Origin of the sequence: Methylobacterium nigriterrae, from assembly GCF_037106235.1 — a bacterium.
GTDB classification, from domain to species: domain Bacteria; phylum Pseudomonadota; class Alphaproteobacteria; order Rhizobiales; family Beijerinckiaceae; genus Methylobacterium; species Methylobacterium nigriterrae.
The window spans coordinates 1-14253 of record NZ_JBAWTG010000115.1; the positions used below are offsets into that span (position 1 = coordinate 1).

19 protein-coding genes are annotated in these 14253 nt (G+C 64.8%); 10 read left to right on the plus strand and 9 right to left on the minus strand.

From position 1 onward, the window contains the following. The first annotated feature begins 85 nt into the window (after positions 1-85). From WDW90_RS29320 to WDW90_RS29335, 4 genes are all read left to right on the plus strand, one after another. A complete protein-coding gene (locus WDW90_RS29320) occupies positions 86-313 on the plus strand; it encodes a hypothetical protein (RefSeq protein WP_336491024.1) in 228 nt (75 codons plus the stop codon). A 35-nt stretch (positions 314-348) separates the two neighbouring features. Continuing rightward, positions 349-594, plus strand: coding sequence for a hypothetical protein (locus WDW90_RS29325; RefSeq protein WP_336491025.1), 246 nt, complete (start codon positions 349-351; stop codon positions 592-594). A gap of 61 nt (positions 595-655) precedes the next feature. Further along, the gene (locus WDW90_RS29330) at positions 656-859 is read left to right on the plus strand and encodes a hypothetical protein (protein ID WP_336491026.1); all 204 of its coding nucleotides are present in this window, start codon (positions 656-658) and stop codon (positions 857-859) included. Positions 860-925: 66 nt separating this feature from the next. Then, positions 926-1135: a hypothetical protein gene (locus tag WDW90_RS29335; RefSeq protein ID WP_336491027.1), complete on the plus strand. Its 210-nt coding sequence runs from the start codon at positions 926-928 to the stop codon at positions 1133-1135. A 1748-nt stretch (positions 1136-2883) separates the two neighbouring features. Here the strand turns inward: WDW90_RS29335 and WDW90_RS29340 are convergent. The 5 genes from WDW90_RS29340 to WDW90_RS29360 form a co-directional block, all read right to left on the minus strand. Continuing rightward, positions 2884-3123 (minus strand): hypothetical protein, encoded by a 240-nt coding sequence (locus tag WDW90_RS29340; protein ID WP_336491028.1) that lies wholly within the window; start codon positions 3121-3123, stop codon positions 2884-2886. 155 nt (positions 3124-3278) lie between these two features. After that, positions 3279-3674 carry a hypothetical protein gene (locus tag WDW90_RS29345; RefSeq protein WP_336491029.1) on the minus strand — a complete coding sequence of 132 codons (396 nt, stop codon included), beginning with the start codon at positions 3672-3674 and terminating at the stop codon, positions 3279-3281. Positions 3675-4489: 815 nt separating this feature from the next. Beyond that, positions 4490-5899 carry a phage/plasmid primase, P4 family gene (locus WDW90_RS29350; protein WP_336491030.1) on the minus strand — a complete coding sequence of 470 codons (1410 nt, stop codon included), beginning with the start codon at positions 5897-5899 and terminating at the stop codon, positions 4490-4492. Then, positions 5886-6755 (minus strand): bifunctional DNA primase/polymerase, encoded by an 870-nt coding sequence (locus WDW90_RS29355; protein ID WP_336491031.1) that lies wholly within the window; start codon positions 6753-6755, stop codon positions 5886-5888. Before WDW90_RS29355 ends, WDW90_RS29350 begins: the two co-directional genes overlap by 14 nt. Before the next feature lie 320 nt (positions 6756-7075). After that, positions 7076-7432 carry a hypothetical protein gene (locus tag WDW90_RS29360; RefSeq protein WP_336491032.1) on the minus strand — a complete coding sequence of 119 codons (357 nt, stop codon included), beginning with the start codon at positions 7430-7432 and terminating at the stop codon, positions 7076-7078. 539 nt (positions 7433-7971) lie between these two features. Between WDW90_RS29360 and WDW90_RS29365 the strand changes: the two genes are divergently transcribed. Further along, on the plus strand, positions 7972-8646 hold the full coding sequence (locus WDW90_RS29365) for a recombinase family protein (protein ID WP_336491033.1): 675 nt from the start codon (positions 7972-7974) through the stop codon (positions 8644-8646). A 38-nt stretch (positions 8647-8684) separates the two neighbouring features. Here WDW90_RS29365 and WDW90_RS29370 read toward each other — a convergent pair whose 3' ends face one another. Beyond that, the gene (locus WDW90_RS29370) at positions 8685-8978 is read right to left on the minus strand and encodes a hypothetical protein (RefSeq protein WP_336491034.1); all 294 of its coding nucleotides are present in this window, start codon (positions 8976-8978) and stop codon (positions 8685-8687) included. Positions 8979-9495: 517 nt separating this feature from the next. Here WDW90_RS29370 and WDW90_RS29375 point away from each other — a divergent pair. From WDW90_RS29375 to WDW90_RS29390, 4 genes are all read left to right on the plus strand, one after another. Then, entirely contained in the window at positions 9496-10269 is a 774-nt protein-coding gene (locus WDW90_RS29375) for a DUF4214 domain-containing protein (RefSeq protein WP_336491035.1), read from the plus strand. Between the two features lie 197 nt (positions 10270-10466). Continuing rightward, a complete protein-coding gene (locus WDW90_RS29380) occupies positions 10467-10667 on the plus strand; it encodes a hypothetical protein (protein ID WP_336491036.1) in 201 nt (66 codons plus the stop codon). Positions 10668-11024: 357 nt separating this feature from the next. Next, positions 11025-11741 (plus strand): Crp/Fnr family transcriptional regulator, encoded by a 717-nt coding sequence (locus WDW90_RS29385; protein ID WP_336491037.1) that lies wholly within the window; start codon positions 11025-11027, stop codon positions 11739-11741. Positions 11742-11866: 125 nt separating this feature from the next. Next, a complete protein-coding gene (locus WDW90_RS29390) occupies positions 11867-12127 on the plus strand; it encodes a hypothetical protein (RefSeq protein ID WP_336491038.1) in 261 nt (86 codons plus the stop codon). Positions 12128-12889: 762 nt separating this feature from the next. On the opposite strand, the gene WDW90_RS29395 is transcribed toward WDW90_RS29390, so the two are convergent. The 3 genes from WDW90_RS29395 to WDW90_RS29405 form a co-directional block, all read right to left on the minus strand. Next, positions 12890-13129, minus strand: coding sequence for a hypothetical protein (locus WDW90_RS29395; RefSeq protein ID WP_336491039.1), 240 nt, complete (start codon positions 13127-13129; stop codon positions 12890-12892). Next, complete coding sequence (locus WDW90_RS29400) at positions 13126-13347, minus strand: hypothetical protein (protein ID WP_336491040.1); 222 nt, start codon at positions 13345-13347, stop codon at positions 13126-13128. Before WDW90_RS29400 ends, WDW90_RS29395 begins: the two co-directional genes overlap by 4 nt. 117 nt (positions 13348-13464) lie before the next feature. After that, positions 13465-13806, minus strand: coding sequence for a hypothetical protein (locus WDW90_RS29405; protein WP_336491041.1), 342 nt, complete (start codon positions 13804-13806; stop codon positions 13465-13467). A 43-nt stretch (positions 13807-13849) separates the two neighbouring features. Here WDW90_RS29405 and WDW90_RS29410 point away from each other — a divergent pair. Beyond that, positions 13850-14253 (plus strand): hypothetical protein (locus tag WDW90_RS29410; protein ID WP_336491042.1); only part of this gene is annotated, 404 nt, incomplete at its 3' end.

Consider the following 14253-nt stretch of genomic DNA (forward strand, 5'->3'; position numbering starts at 1 on the left):
CAGGCCGAGGCTGCCGCAGCTGAGGCGCAGTTGGACCTAGAGCGGGCCAAGCAGGTCATCGCCACGATCCTGATGGGATGAGCCGATGCCACGCTGGCTGATCGTTCCCGTCTACGCGCTGATCCTCTTCCCGCCGGCTGGAATGCTGCTGCTCATCGTGTGGCCGCTGACGCGGCTCAGCGGCGTGCTGTTCGCGCAGGACCTGGAGGTCTTCGCCTTAGCGATCGCGGCTGCTGGCGTGAGCCTCCTTCTAGCGACACGGGCAACCGGTCAGGCGAACAACTACCAGGAAAGATGGAACCACCGTGCCTGAACCCGAGGTTGGTCATTTCCAGGCACAGAACGTCCATGCCCTACACTCTCCACCGCCTCGCGGCCGGCAGCTACGACCTTGTGCTCGACGGCGTGGTCATCGGTGGCGTGGTTCGCGACATCACTGCCGGTGGTGACGTGAGACGATGGCGCGCCGAGCTATTGGACGAGCTTCCAGCCGCGCAGAGGCCGCACCCCTTCATCGACGTCGAGCATCGCTTCGACACCCTCGACGAGGTGCTGTTCTGGCTCGGGGATGCCTCGGTCGCCGACAACAGCTGAGCTGGCGGGCTCGCTAAACAGGGTCCGATTGGCCCAGGCATTTCAAGAGAGAGGTCACCCCGTGACGACTGACGAAGTCGACGATCTCAATCGAGCGCGCTCGGCCCTTGTGAGGCAGCGGAGCGCCATTGCCAAGAGGCTCGGCAGCATCGATCTGGCGCCGGTCTCGATGGCCGAGGATCTGACGCGCGTCCTCTTGGCAATCGAGGCTGTGGACCGTGTCCTCACGGATGCAGGTCATCCGTATTTTGACGCCCGCGAGTGAAAAGGGCGGATCTGCAAGGCGAGCAGAGCGGTATCGTCGGCACCATGTTCCGTGCGAGGGTGGTTGATGATCAACCGCACCTGGACGGCCACGAAGGCAACCCTCGGCATCGGGCTGCTGGTGCTTGGCGCTCTATACGCAGCGCAGAAACTCGACCGAGAGCGAGCCGCAGAATGGTCGCAACGGATGAGCGATACCGGAAATGCAGCAACGGATGGCTCGCTGACCTCGCTGGCACGCACGCCCGGCGGCCAGACACAAGGCCCATCCAAGTAGGAGCGCATTTTGCTTAAGCAGGCTATCTGAAGTCGTGAGAGACCGCACATGACTGCAAGCCGAGCGACTCTTCTGGTCTGTACAGCCGCATTGGCAGGGATCGTCATTTTCGCCGGAAGAGATTTCGCGTTGAAGCTGTTCAGTCCTCTCTTGGTCAGCCACTCCTCAAGGGCTGTTGCCTGTCGTGGAGAAGCAACGTTGAAGTTTCCTGGTGGCGCGAATGAATTTGGCGCCTCAAACACCGACAACAAAAACATCCTCGAACGCCGCTCATACGTTCAAGCATGCCTTTCCGGTCAGGCTAAGGAGTAGGAAAGCTCACCCGCTTCAGTACTTGTGGCGGCCGCTTAGACGGGTGCGCGGGCCGTTCCACACGGGCAAGCCCGGCAGGTCCTAGCCGAGATCGAGCGGGCGCTCACGATTGCCCACACCCATCGCTCACTCCTCCTCAGCTTCGTAGACGAGGCTTGATCGAAGCGGGTGCTTGCTCCAGTTCAGGTCCGAGAGTGCAAGCCTCCGGGGCAGCGTTGCAGAACGTCGTCGGTAGGTGGGCGCTTTGGTAGGGCCAAGCCCAAAACCATGCGGTCCGTCAGTGTCCGCGGATCAGCAGGAGCACGAGGGCCGCAACGACAGCCTCGGGCCGAGCACCAGAGTCGCAAGGTACGATCGGGCTTGTACCCTTTCGGGTTCAGGCGCACAGAAGGAGTTACCGTGAACTCACACACGCGGTTGGCCAAAGGCCCACTGGGAAGAAGGCGCCGTAGCTGTACGTGCACAACGCATACCGTTGCCGGATCAGGTGTGATGGTGAGTGGCCTGGATAACTCCGGCGGACCCGATTGCTCCCAAGCGCAACAAACCGTCTCCTGATTGCCACAACCTTTCGCGTCTGCCAGTGGGCTCGGTGCATGCGCAACGCCTGCCCGGCATATCGAACCCGCGCTCGAGCGACATGCCTAGCGCTCCAAGCTGGATGTAGAGAAGCGGTTCGGGAACGCTGGCGGATGTGGGCCACCCGTTGGGTTTGGCTGAGAAGCTGCCGTCTGAGCTTTGCGTAGCGCAGCCTTTTCCGCGGGGCGGCAGCAACGCGCACAGGGGAGGTGTTTTTCGCCGTCTCCGGTGCTTTAGCTTCTAGGTCTCCCGAAGGTGGCGAGTGCCTCGCAAGCACTTCACCCGGGTTCACGGGAGGGGCTTTCACGGGCTGATGGGCTGTCCCGCATCCCACGCAGATCGAGTTGGTCAGGCGCTTCCAGCTCCGCTCGTTGTCATCCAGTCTCTTCTGAACCACCGATCGGTAATCTGGCGTCGCGTCATTCTGCGGGAGCGGCTGATGCGTTGAAGCAGCACCCGCCTTCACGGGCGACAGGGGTTTCGGCCCGTCATCACGCTTCTGTCGCAATGCATTATTTGATTGTGGATCGTCCTTAAAGCGGTCAAGGTAAGCTGAAAGCTTGTCGTCCGCGCTTCTCAACGCGTCATCCACGGTTCCGCTGTCGTTTTCTACCGCCCTTGCAGAAGAAACCGACGCTGCATCCGTCAGCATCAGGAATGCCGATAGGATTATCCAGCTACTTGCTCGCATCGACCCTCCCCGCGTGCTTCTTGTCTTCTATGGGCAGCGGATAAATTTTAGGGACTGAGCAGCCTAACGGTAATTATCTGCGATAACGACTTTGAATATTTGATCTTATGAGGTAGTACGCAGTGATTAGAACAGCCGCTCGCAGGCCCGCAGCGGAGCGCTGGACTCAGTAGCCTTCGCGGAAGTGCGTTGATGGAAACGGACGAGCTGGCGCCGCGGCGCTATTCGCCATCCGCTCCTGGGGCGGCGGTTCGCCGATCGCGGGCTCGACAGAGAGCCGGTCCAGCAAGGTTTGGGTCTGTTCGAGCAGCTCGCGAAGCCGCTCCCGCTCTGATTCGATCTCCGCTCTGAGCCGCGCCGCGCGGCGCAAGCGCCTCTGGCTGAGACCGTAACTCGATTGCGGCATGCCGCCCTCCGCTGACTGGGGCGTCAGCCTACCGGCATGGGCTAGGAGCAACCATCCTCGAACGCGCTCAGCCCCTTACCGCACTGAGGTTCGCTTCGCGCGCGCGAAGGCGCGCAATTCGCATAATCAGCGCGTTTCCCGTCGCGTCAGCTCCATTATGGAGTCGCCCAGTGGCGACAGGCGGAGACCCGCACTGTGTAGCCCGCCAGAGGTCCCTCCTGCACGATCCAGAGTGTCTCGCCGACCTTCACCTTCCAAGCGGACCCCTGCCCCCAGCGAATGCCAGGCGCATCCTTCGGTGCGCGCGAGAAGGTCCACTGTGGCGGCGCGCCGATCACCTTCTGCTCGCGGATGATTAGCAGGCCGTTGGAGCTCCGCAGGCTCACCGCTTCGTAGCCGACATCCCGCATGTAGCCCGTGGCGGGGTTGCGGGTCATCTCCTTGACCCGGGTTGTGCGGGTCACGGTAAAGCGCTGACCGTCGAACGTCTTGGTCGTCGGGCGAATGCCGTAGAGATACTCGCCATAGGAGTTGGGCCCAGCGCTAGTCATCAAGGTGGCGCCTAGGAGCGGGCAGCTCTTCGGCGCAGCAGCGGCCCCGCTGACGCTCAGCGTCGCTCCGACCAGACCCACCACAACCGCCCGCATGCCCATCCCCTGCCACTGCCCGTGGCCCTGCGCAGGATCATCGCCGATCTCGGCTGTGCGGGCGAGAGGGCAGAGTGCGGGGAGTTGTGGAATCTAGGAATTTGGGCCTGCAACGGCGAATGGAATAAGGCGCAGTGCTAACGACGGGCAGAGCCGCCGCGCTGCGGAGCGCCAGTACGACCCCGCCGGCTGGATGTCCAAGGCAGCCGACGGGGTCAGCCCACCGCGTCTGCGGGGACAGCCCGCGGCAGGCAGGGTAGCGTCGGGGCGAAGAGGTTAAGGGAGCGCTAACCACATCCGAACAGAGCTGTGAAACTGCCGAGATTTCGCCTGCTTAGCCGCACGGACTCCTGGCTCGCACGAGTTCAGGGGGCTGCCATGGTGATCCTCGATCCACGCACAGGCCAGACCGTCACGATCCCGCTGCCCAGGCCGCGACCACGGCTTTGAAGGACGGCCATGGATCTGGCCGAACTCCTCGCGGTCTGTGCAGCGGCGCTCGGCGTGATCTTCAGCATAGCATGCTGGTGATGCTGTCGTGAGCCGTGATGACCCATCCACCCGCCTGAGCCCCGGCCGCGAGCACGGCCAGGGTTGGTGGGGTGAGAACGGCTGCCGCCCTTCAGGCCATCGGCGCCGTGACCGATGACCAAGAATGACGGTCATTCGCCATTATCGCCTCTACGCGCGCGTGAGACAGGGCATAAGGGAAATGACCGTCATTCTCGGTCATTCCGCGGGTACTGTGGCTCTGACAGGAGCCGCACGCCTATCAGCCCCTTGGCCGCTGCCGTGCGCTTGTCGCGGAAACCCTTGCGCCGCATGGCCGGACCGAAGCTCTTGATCGTGCCAGGGTCCTCTCCCGCCGCAGCCGCGTAGGCTTTCCAGGACGCGAAAAGCTCCGCGAGCGTGTCCCAGCAAGCCGGGTCGCCCTGGCGCACCAAGCACCTGTCGGCGAGCCATTGGCTCATGAGGTCCTGCTCGGCGAAATAGGCCTCCGTGGCCTCCGTCACGCTCGCGGGCCGCGCCAGGCCGTTCTGCTGCCAGTCGAGACAGCCCTCGATCATCCAGCGCAGGATGGCCGGCCACTCGGCCTTGAGCTTCTCCTCGAGCTGCCGATCAGGAGCCGGGGGCTTGTGCACGAACGGCACGATGTTGAACCGGCGCCGGGCCGCATCGTCCACGTTCTTGAGCGCGGGCTGGTGATTGCCCACGACCGTCAGCTTGAACGTCGGCACGTAGGTGAAGAAGTCCTGGCGCATGAAGCGCGCCGTGACCGGATCACCGCCCGTGAGGCTCTTGATGCGTGCCTCCGCCCAGGGATGGCCCTCCTCCGTCTCGGAGGCCGTGACGAGGCGAGCAGCCCGCAGCATGGCCATGTCGGTTGGATGCCTGTCGCCCTTGGAGGCCGTGAACGTGTCCATGGCCGCCGTTCTGGCGTACTCGGCCAGGATCCCGGTGAGCACGTTCAGGAATACGCTCTTGCCGTTGCCGCCCGGGCCATAGACGAACACCAGCGCGTGCTCACGGGTGACGCCGGTGAGGCAGTAGCCACACCATTGCTGCAGGAAGCGGATCAGCCCTGCGTCGCTATCCGTGGCCTGGCCGAGGAAGGCCAGCCAGAGCGGGCACTCGGCCGTGTCGGCCGGCGCGACCGCGGTGAGCTTGGTGATGCGCTCGGCCGGATCGGCCGGCCGCATCTCGCCCGTGTGCAGGTCCACCGTGCCGCCGGGCGTGCCCAGCAGCCAGGGATCGCTGTCCCAGACCTCCGACGTAACGGCGAAGGCCGGATCGGCGCGGCAGAACCGCTCCGCGCCGGAGGCGAAGCTCGCCTTGCCTACAGTGGCACGGATCTTCTCATCCTCGTCTTTGCTGAGCTCGCGCGCGATCTCGCGCACCCGATGGAGGGCGGCGTTGATCTTGTTCGGCACCCAAGCCGAACCGGACCAATCGTGCCAGAGACCGCTGTCGTGGCAGAACAGCAGGGTGTTGGAGTAGCGCTGCAGGAAGACCTGGGCGGCCCAGTCCTCGGTGACCGGCTCAACCTGATCTCGAGCCGGGCCCTGATGCTTGGGCCGCTTGCGGCTCTGGTAGTCGGCGAGGTTGAGGATATCGTCAGCGGATGCCATCGCGGGCCTCCCGGCGCTTAAGTTCCTTGCGGGCGATGGACGCGACGGCTTTCGTCACCTCCTCTGGCTGGAGCGGCGGTGCGCAGCGGGCAAGGTTCCAGGCCTGCACCAGCTCATGCACCATCGTCGGGTCGACGAAGCGCCGCAGCAGATGGCCGGTGAGACGCGTCACGGCATCGTTGCGGCTGCCGTTGGTGACGCCCTCGGAGATGAGCTGGCGCCAATCCGAAGCGGACCGCGCTGCTCCGGCCTGCGGCCGCGCGAGAGCGGCCATCATCCAGTCGGGCAACGGCGCGAGCGGTGTCTCGTCGGGATGATGGTCGACCGACCATTCGTAGGTGCGCCCCGACACATGCAGACTCGAGGGCGCGACCACGTAGCCGCCGACACCGCGGATATCGAGACCGGGCGCGAGCCCGCCGCGATCACCTGCGCTATTGCGGATCTCGATCCCGTCAGGCGGCAGGAAGAAGATGTGTTCGCCTCCGCCGCCTGTCAGGACGCGCCAGGTCAGCGGCAGCGGGCCGTACGCGGCCTCGAGCTGGTGCAGGCTCTCGTCCCCGCCGTGACGCGGATCGACGTCGAGGACGATGACGGGACCGGTTGCCATGCCGATGTTGGCGAGCCGAGCCTTTGAGAACCAGCGCTCCACCGTGTCCGCGCAGGTGGTTGCGTTCTTGAGCCCGTTCGGCGCGAGCGCCGGCAGCGGGTGCTTACCGGGATGTTCGCATTTGGGTGAGCCGCAGGTGCAGACGAGCGTGCCAGAAGGGCTTGCCCGCATGCCCTGCAGCGGGAACACGCTAAGGCCATAGCCGACGAGGCGCAGGGCTTCGTGAAGGCGCGGGGTCTCAATCATTGCGCACCTCCCGCGGGCCGAGACCCGCCAGCTGCGCGACGACGGCTGCGAGGTCGGCCGAGACACCGAAGCGATCTTGGATGGCGCGCACCGACTGCTCGAAGCAGGCGAGATGAGCCTGCAGCGCGAGCGGCTTTCTAACGCACAGGCGTGCAGAATCGGAGGCACAAACGGCCTCTTGACCTGCTACTGCAGGCCGGTTACACAGGGTTTGCATTGAGGAATGTCCTATCTTAAGCCCGCGCGAGCGCGAACTCGCCGGGCTTTTTGTTTGCCCAGCAGATTAGTTGTTCTGGATTACTTCGTAGCGCCGGTGCGGCTTAGACAGACGAGGCCGAAGGCTTGGCCTGAAGCGGTACGCCCGCCGCTTGGTAGGCGCGGGTGACAGCGGGGCCGGTGCGATCGCCAGCGAGGTAGGCGGCAAGCCCCTCCTCATCGCCATCGAGGAAGGCGCGCAGCGCCACGCGTGAGAAAGCCCAGCGCGCACCGATCTTGCGGCCGAGGCCATAGCGCTGGGCCAATCCGATCAGGCGCAGCCGCTCCTCGCCCGACAGGGCGCGCGCCTTGCCGATGCCGATAGCGTCATTGGGGTCGTAGGGCTTCAGGACAGCGGGCGCGGCACAGCCGAACCCACTGCCAACGCTGCCCGGCAGGACAGCGGTAACGGAATGCATCATGCGAAGATCCTAAAGATCAACGCACCCAGAGGTTTGTGAGCGTTCGGACCTGATCGTCGGCCGCACTGCTGATGGCTAGCCACCGATCGGTGACAGGAGGGATCCTGTATGGTCTAATGCGTTCACGTACCTCCGGGTGCGTTTCTCTGCCAAGGGAAATCAGCCCGGCCACGAGTACCAGTCGTGGACCGGGCGCCTCTTGGTGAGACCACCAAAGACGAAGCCACACGGCATCGATTTGGTTGTTCTCATCAAGCGCTGCGATTGTACGCAGAAGCGCTAGTTTGAGGGACCGGCCAAAAGTACGAGGACGGATGTTTGTGGTTCTGTCGCCACGATTCTCTCAAATCTCGAAGCCGTGAAGCCATTACTTCAGTCACTCTCACCAAGCGAATCGATCCTACACCAAATCCTCTGCCTCCCGCTGCGGCACAGCTTCCCGCCACTGTTGCCGCCAGGGCCACCCTTGATGCGCTCGTCGAGTCTGTTACGTTTGCAGCTACGAACGTAGCCGTGAGTGTTCCGGGGCTGGAGGGTGCGTGGCGCAGGGCAAGTTCGTGGCCTACTACCGCGTCTCCACCGCCCGCCAGGGGCAGTCCGGCTTGGGCCTTGAGGCGCAGCAGGAGGCCGTGCGCACCCACCTAAACGGCGGCAGCTGGCAGCTCGTGGCCGAGGTGGTCGAGGTCGAGAGCGGCAAGCGCAACGATCGCCCGAAGCTCGCCGAGGCGCTGCGCCTCTGCCGGATGCACGGCGCCACGCTGATCATCGCCAAGCTCGACCGGCTGGCCCGCAACGTGGCCTTCATCTCCAACCTGATGGAGAGCAGCGTCGAGTTCACGGCTGCCGACTTCCCGCAGGCGAACCGCCTCACGGTTCACATCCTGGCGGCCGTGGCCGAGCACGAGGCGCAGATGATCTCGGCCCGCACCAAGGCGGCGCTGGCCGCCGCCAAGGCGCGCGGGCGCAAGCTCGGGGGCGACCGGGGCAACTTCCTGAACGTGCGGGATCGTGGCAACGCGGCGAGCGTCGCAGTGCGGGGCGGTAAGGCCGATAGACGTGCGGCCGATCTGGCGCCCGTCATGCGGGAGCTGCAGGCCGGTGGTGCCTCATTGCGTCAGGTGGCAGCCAAACTGAACGTCAGGGGCATCCCGACCGCTCGCGGCGGCGCCTGGTCTGCCGTGCAGGTGAAGCGCGTGCTGGAGCGGGTGACGTAGTGCGGCCGCAATGGCGACGAGCGTAGATCCCGTCCTGCTCAGCGCTCATCAATAAGGACGATCATCCGGCTACGCGTCATGAACGTGAGCAGTGCGAGGATCACCGCACCCGCGAGCCAAAGGATGACAAGCACCGCTCCGCTAAACGAAGAGGCGATCCATCCCACGGTGCTGGCGACCGCAGACATTCCCTGCCCGATGCCCGTGAGTGTCGTGAGCAAATCAGCCCACAGCGACCACACCATCAGCGCGTTGAAGCCAACAAAACCCCACTTGCAGAACTGGCCGACGAATCCGCGCTTGCGCGTCTCCACTCGGTAGACCCGAGACATCTCACCCCCAGCTGTCGAAAGGGGGCGCGTATTGCCTCAGCGGCGAGCAGCAGGGCTAGGGTGCAGAGAGCAACCCAGCCCTGCTGGAACCCTTGGTTTGCCTGTGACGCTCCGCTGTAACGACGCCCGCCGTCGCCTACATCCGCGTCTCGACCGCCCGACAGGGGCGCTCGCTTGCTCAAAGCAATTATATCTGCCTGCAGGGTTCAAAATTGTACGATACTTATCAAGTATTGGATTCACAAATCTAAATATGTCCGAATCCGCACCTCCAGTGCACACAAACCAGATGTGGATATTAACTTGTTAGGCTTGGATATCTTTCTTTATCTCTTGCTTAAGATTGTTTTAAAGGCGAGCCTGCCCGAGGGGGAGAATAACCCAAGGGGTAAGTGCCATGGGAATTATTGCTCCAGAGGTTCCATGTATGGATGGAGGATCACTGAGCACAAGCAGTTCTTCAGATAATCTGGATGACGCTCCCGTGTCTGGCGAAAGTGAGTCTACTTTTGGCGGCATGACGAACGCGAGTTGGTTCGGCACATCCACGCATTACGTCAGCAGCACGGGTGGAGAAGTCTATGCGTTGTATGAGGGGCTGCTCGACCGCGCGCCCGATCCGCTCAGCGAGGGATGGCACACGCTCTTGGACAAAGGGACATCCTTGCACGATGTGACCGAGGGCTTCCTGACGTCGCCCGAAGGCCAGTCCCACTTCAACGCCCCGGACAACGCCGGTTTTGTCGAGCAGCTCTACGAGACGGTGCTCGGCCGGTCCAGTGATGGGGCGGGTGCCCAGTTCTGGACTGCAGCTCTCAACAGCGGCTCCTCCCGAGCGGACGTCGCGGACAGCTTCGTCTTCTCCACCGAGCACATGAATGAGTTGCAGCCAGCCTTCAACGAAGGCGTATTTGTGCCCGATCCGACCGCCTGCGACGTGGCGCGGCTCTACTATGGCCTGCTCGACCGTGCACCTGACGCGACCGGCCTGCAGGGTTGGTCCGCAGAGGCGCACGCCGGCACGTCGTTCTCGGCGATAGCACAGGGCATCCTCTCCTCGCCTGAGTACGCGGCCCTGCATCCATCATCGCAAACGGATGCGCAGTATGTGGAGGCGCTCTACGAGAGCGCGCTCGGCCGCTCGCCCGAGGCGGCGGGTGCCCAGTACTGGGAAGGCGCGCTCGCCTCGCACGGGCTGACGCGGGCAGACCTTGCCGTGGGTATCTCCGAGAGTGTCGAGGCCTGCGAACATCTCACCTCGTCCATCGAGGCAGGCTGGCATCTCGCATAGATCAGAGTGCTTCTCTGACACGGTGGCGCGGCCGTTCGGCGCCACCCTCCCGCCGCTATGGCTTGCCTCGGCCGCTCAGCGGCGGATCCGTCCGACTGCGACCCCCGACCTTGTCACGGTGGCGCCTTGCTCCGCAGGGCAGCCAGGGCTGAGCTTTGGTGAACCGGATGATTCCTCCTCGGCTAGACACCCGGCCCATGCAGGAGCGCGTCATCGACGCGATGGTGTTCCTCCTGGCGCAGAGTAGCAGCCCCACCTACCGCGACTGGTACGCTGCCATCGACGATATGTTCGGCGAGTTCAGCGAGGCCGAGAAGCACCGCATGGTCGAGGCCGGCATGGCCATGCTGGAGCGCCTGGTCAACCCGGTGCCCGTGCTTCAGCTGCAAGCAGCCTGACGACCCTGAGTGTTCGTGCGGATGCCACCTTATCCCTCGACACTGGGACGAGGATGCCGGTTTAGAGCGGGCGCGTGATCCTCACAACGGCTCCGATGCGGCCTCGTCGGCTACCGTGATCGTTCTGCTGTGACCATCCTAGATCCTGATCCGCCGGTCCCATAACGCCCAATCCGCGAGCGGCGCCTCATAGGAGCCGCGGGGCCCATTACGCCTCGTCTGCACCACCTCGTAGAGAACGCGGCTCAGACTGAATATAGGGCAAGCCTTCGTTAGGTTTCATTCAGTACCAATGTGCCAGGAGCCTCCGCACCATCATTCCGCGTCATCCTGGTCAGCGCTCCGCACTGTGGAGCTATGAGCCACCCCCTTATCCGGAAGCTGGAACACGGCGCTGACCTGTCCGAGGTCGAGCGCTCCGCCCTGGAGGCGCTCACGCGTACCCGGCGCTGTGTTCCCGCGCGGCAGGACATTGCGGTCTACGACAACACGGATCGCGTCTACCTCGTGATGAGCGGCGTCGCCGGGCGCTACAAGACCCTCTGGCAGGGCGGCCGCCGGATCGTCTCGTTTGCCGTGCCGGGCGACCTCTGCCGCATGCACAGCTCCGGCCCCTCCGCGCGCGACCTGCGGCTGGGCGCTCTGACGCCGTGCTTGGTGGTCGACATCCCGCGCGCAAGACTCACCGAGCTGATCGAGACGCATCCCGGCATCGCCCGCGCCCTGCGCTGGCTCACCCTGATGGAACTGAGCCGGGCCCGCGAGTGGCTGGTGAACGACAGCCGGCCAGCGGATAGGCGCTTGGCCCACCACTTCTGCGAGCTTTTGGTCTGCCTGCAGGTCGTGGGGCTTGCCGACGCGAACAGCTTCGAGCTGGCGATCTCGCAGACGGATCTGGCGGATGCAATGGGCATTTCGCAGGTCCACATCAACCGTGTCCTGCAGGCGTTACGGGGGAGCGATCTGATCGTCTGGAGCAAGCACCGCCTGACCATCCCCGACGTGGAGCGGCTGAAGGCGTTTGCCGAGTTCGATCCGGGCTACCTGGACCTGCGCCCTGCCAGGGCTGCCTAGTCAACCATCTCATCCCTTTTCGTGCGCTGCCGTAACCCGTGTCCTGCTCGCCCTGTGAAGCTTGCCGTAAGTGAATGCGGTTAGGAGCTGAAGGCTTGGCAGTGAATTGCGGTTTGAGGCGCGAGATGGTGGAGATCACGCTGCAGCCGGTGCAGATCGGGACGCAGAGCGAGGACACCGAGGGACGCCTCGCGTTCGCGGATGGGAAGCTCGTGGCGGTCCTGGTGCGCCTGAGCGCGGAGCTGCATGGCGCAAACGGGCTGGCAGGCCAGTGGTGTGTCGAAGCGGGGTTCGGGGCCTGCGCCACCGATGTGCTGTCTGTCTGGTTCGACAGCTTGGAGGCGGCACGAGGCTGGATCGCTGAGCAGCTCTCGATGAGCCGATAACACCATAACGCCCAATCGGCGAATGCTGCGGACATGATGTCGGGCCGCGGCCCCTTCGCCAGCGCCGTGCCGAACGCGCGTTGGATGCCGGGCTGAATTGGCCCATGCTACCATCACAGTGGACCTCTCTGGGACGAGGGCGGTCTCGTGCCCGGCCTTCCCCACTCTCGCGCGCCCGTCCCTGTGTCCCCTCTCGACGGATTGCCGGCCCTGGCCGCGGGGCGCAGCATCACCGTGCGCCCTGTTGGGAGGGTGGCAGGCACCGGCCGCGCACGTTCGCCCGTCCTCCTCGCGTTGTCGCGGTCGGTGGCCCCTCGCCGCGTTCGATCTCTACGGTTGCCGGCCCGGGCCGCCGGGCGCAGCATCGTCGCGCGCCTTACTACCAGCAGGGTGCAGCCGCCGGCGTGCGCCTCCTCGAGGGCCCAACCGGGACGAGTGCGTCGGCGGCCCTGCCCCGCCGCGCCCTTGCCGGCACAGGCCACCTAGCGCACCATCGAGGCGCGACCCTGGTTCGACACACACCCGGGAAGCAGTTGCCGGCCGTGCCCGTTCCACCCCCCTCGGGCGCGGCCGGTGACATTTCCGCCTTCACAATCTGAGCGTGCTGCCAGGGCTTGCGCTCGTCCCTGGCGGGTGTACAGTGAACCTAACACCATGTCGGTGGTGCGCTTTCGCGTCTGGGGGGTCCAGGATGCTCGAGAGCCAGTTCTGGGGGGCCGGAGTGGGAGCTTAGCTCGCCGGTCCTCCAGAACCCTGCCCGCCTCAGAACCGCTTCTCGTGATCCTGTAGCTCCGCCTGCATCTCGGGTAGCGCCGCGATCCTAACCGCGATCCGGCGAGCTTCGTTCTTGCTCATCCGACCGGCCACGTTCTGCCGCTCCCAATCCTCTGAGAAATAGACGTAGGCGACCGGGAAGCCGTTCGCGTCCTCGATCCGGAACGTCTCCTCAAGCTCGACGGCAGTCCAAGGCGCGGGGAAGCGCTGGGTGGTCGGTTCGGTCATGCCGCCCCTCGTTCAGCTCGGCCAGCCTCCGCCCGCCACGCATCCCGCTCACGCTCAGCCTGGGCAAGCCGAGCCTCTAGAGCTTCGATCCGTGCGTGCATCTGCCCAGCGTCGATAGCTGTCTCCACGAGCAGATCTTGGGCGTCCGCGAGCTGACCGCGTAGCTCGGCATTCTCGGTCGCGAGGGCGAGGATCGTCAGCTTGTCCGCGTCCCCCATCGTGCCCCCCATTGTCGTCTAACCGGGCTAGCACGGTAGGGAGTCTGGGGGCAGCAATCGAGGTGCCCGGGGTACGCATGCGCTCGTCGGTGTGGCCGTGACGCACTCCGGAAACGGTCAGGCAGCCGTTTGACCGAGGCGTTCGGCTTCAGTGCGCCACGCATCCCGTTGCCGTTCGGCCTCGGCAAGTTGAGCCCGTAGCGCTGCAATCTCAACCCGCAACTCCCCTGCCCCATCCTTGTCCTGCAGGGCAGCGCGCAAATCCGGCAGCGATGCGATGTTCAGTGCGACCCGGCACGCCTCCTCGCGTGACATGTAGCTGCCGGCTGCCCGGCGCGCGATGTCCTCGGAGTAGTAGGCATAGGCCAGCGGCAGAGCGGCGGCGTCGTCGATCCGGAACGCGCCCTCGAACTCGACCACGCGCCAGGGCGCGAAGAAGCGGCGGGGTTCATCCATCATGCGGATCCATGCCTCGGCGCTGCGTAAACCCAAGGGGACAGCCTTGGCCGGCGAGATCGGCGCTGAGGAAGGCCCCACCGGCTGCTACGGCACGAGCAGCCGACGGGGTCCGCCCGCCGATCCGTGCGGCGGCTCCGCGGCGAGTGAGGTCAGGGCCGGCGCGAACGGTGAACGACTCCTTACCTGCCCGGAGCGAGTACGGCAGCGTGCTAAGCTCGGCCCTATGGGAGAAGATCAGACCATCGGCGCCCTGTTCAGGGCCAAGGCGATCTCGGAAGACGAGGTGGATGCCGCGGTCACGTCATGCGTGACTGGCCCTCCGGACGAGGCGTTCGTGTTCGCGGGCATCTACCTCGTCAACCTCGCCGCGGCGGTTCAAGCCGTTCCGCACGCTCGTGAGCGGCTGAGCGATCCGAACGCCTCCGAGTTCCTGAAGCGCATCGCGGT

Bases quoted from the DNA above. Each gene is read 5' to 3' on its own strand.
- WDW90_RS29405 (WP_336491041.1), bottom strand. From the start codon at position 13,806: ATGATGGATGAACCCCGCCGCTTCTTCGCGCCCTGGCGCGTGGTCGAG.
- WDW90_RS29370 (WP_336491034.1), bottom strand. From the start codon at position 8,978: ATGTCTCGGGTCTACCGAGTGGAGACGCGCAAGCGCGGATTCGTCGGC.
- WDW90_RS29380 (WP_336491036.1), top strand. From the start codon at position 10,467: ATGCAGGAGCGCGTCATCGACGCGATGGTGTTCCTCCTGGCGCAGAGT.
- WDW90_RS29360 (WP_336491032.1), bottom strand. From the start codon at position 7,432: ATGATGCATTCCGTTACCGCTGTCCTGCCGGGCAGCGTTGGCAGTGGG.
- WDW90_RS29400 (WP_336491040.1), bottom strand. From the start codon at position 13,347: ATGGGGGACGCGGACAAGCTGACGATCCTCGCCCTCGCGACCGAGAAT.
- WDW90_RS29390 (WP_336491038.1), top strand. From the start codon at position 11,867: ATGGTGGAGATCACGCTGCAGCCGGTGCAGATCGGGACGCAGAGCGAG.
- WDW90_RS29395 (WP_336491039.1), bottom strand. From the start codon at position 13,129: ATGACCGAACCGACCACCCAGCGCTTCCCCGCGCCTTGGACTGCCGTC.
- WDW90_RS29355 (WP_336491031.1), bottom strand. From the start codon at position 6,755: ATGATTGAGACCCCGCGCCTTCACGAAGCCCTGCGCCTCGTCGGCTAT.
- WDW90_RS29325 (WP_336491025.1), top strand. From the start codon at position 349: ATGCCCTACACTCTCCACCGCCTCGCGGCCGGCAGCTACGACCTTGTG.
- WDW90_RS29340 (WP_336491028.1), bottom strand. From the start codon at position 3,123: ATGCCGCAATCGAGTTACGGTCTCAGCCAGAGGCGCTTGCGCCGCGCG.
- WDW90_RS29320 (WP_336491024.1), top strand. From the start codon at position 86: ATGCCACGCTGGCTGATCGTTCCCGTCTACGCGCTGATCCTCTTCCCG.
- WDW90_RS29385 (WP_336491037.1), top strand. From the start codon at position 11,025: ATGAGCCACCCCCTTATCCGGAAGCTGGAACACGGCGCTGACCTGTCC.
- WDW90_RS29375 (WP_336491035.1), top strand. From the start codon at position 9,496: ATGACGAACGCGAGTTGGTTCGGCACATCCACGCATTACGTCAGCAGC.
- WDW90_RS29345 (WP_336491029.1), bottom strand. From the start codon at position 3,674: ATGACTAGCGCTGGGCCCAACTCCTATGGCGAGTATCTCTACGGCATT.
- WDW90_RS29335 (WP_336491027.1), top strand. From the start codon at position 926: ATGATCAACCGCACCTGGACGGCCACGAAGGCAACCCTCGGCATCGGG.
- WDW90_RS29350 (WP_336491030.1), bottom strand. From the start codon at position 5,899: ATGGCATCCGCTGACGATATCCTCAACCTCGCCGACTACCAGAGCCGC.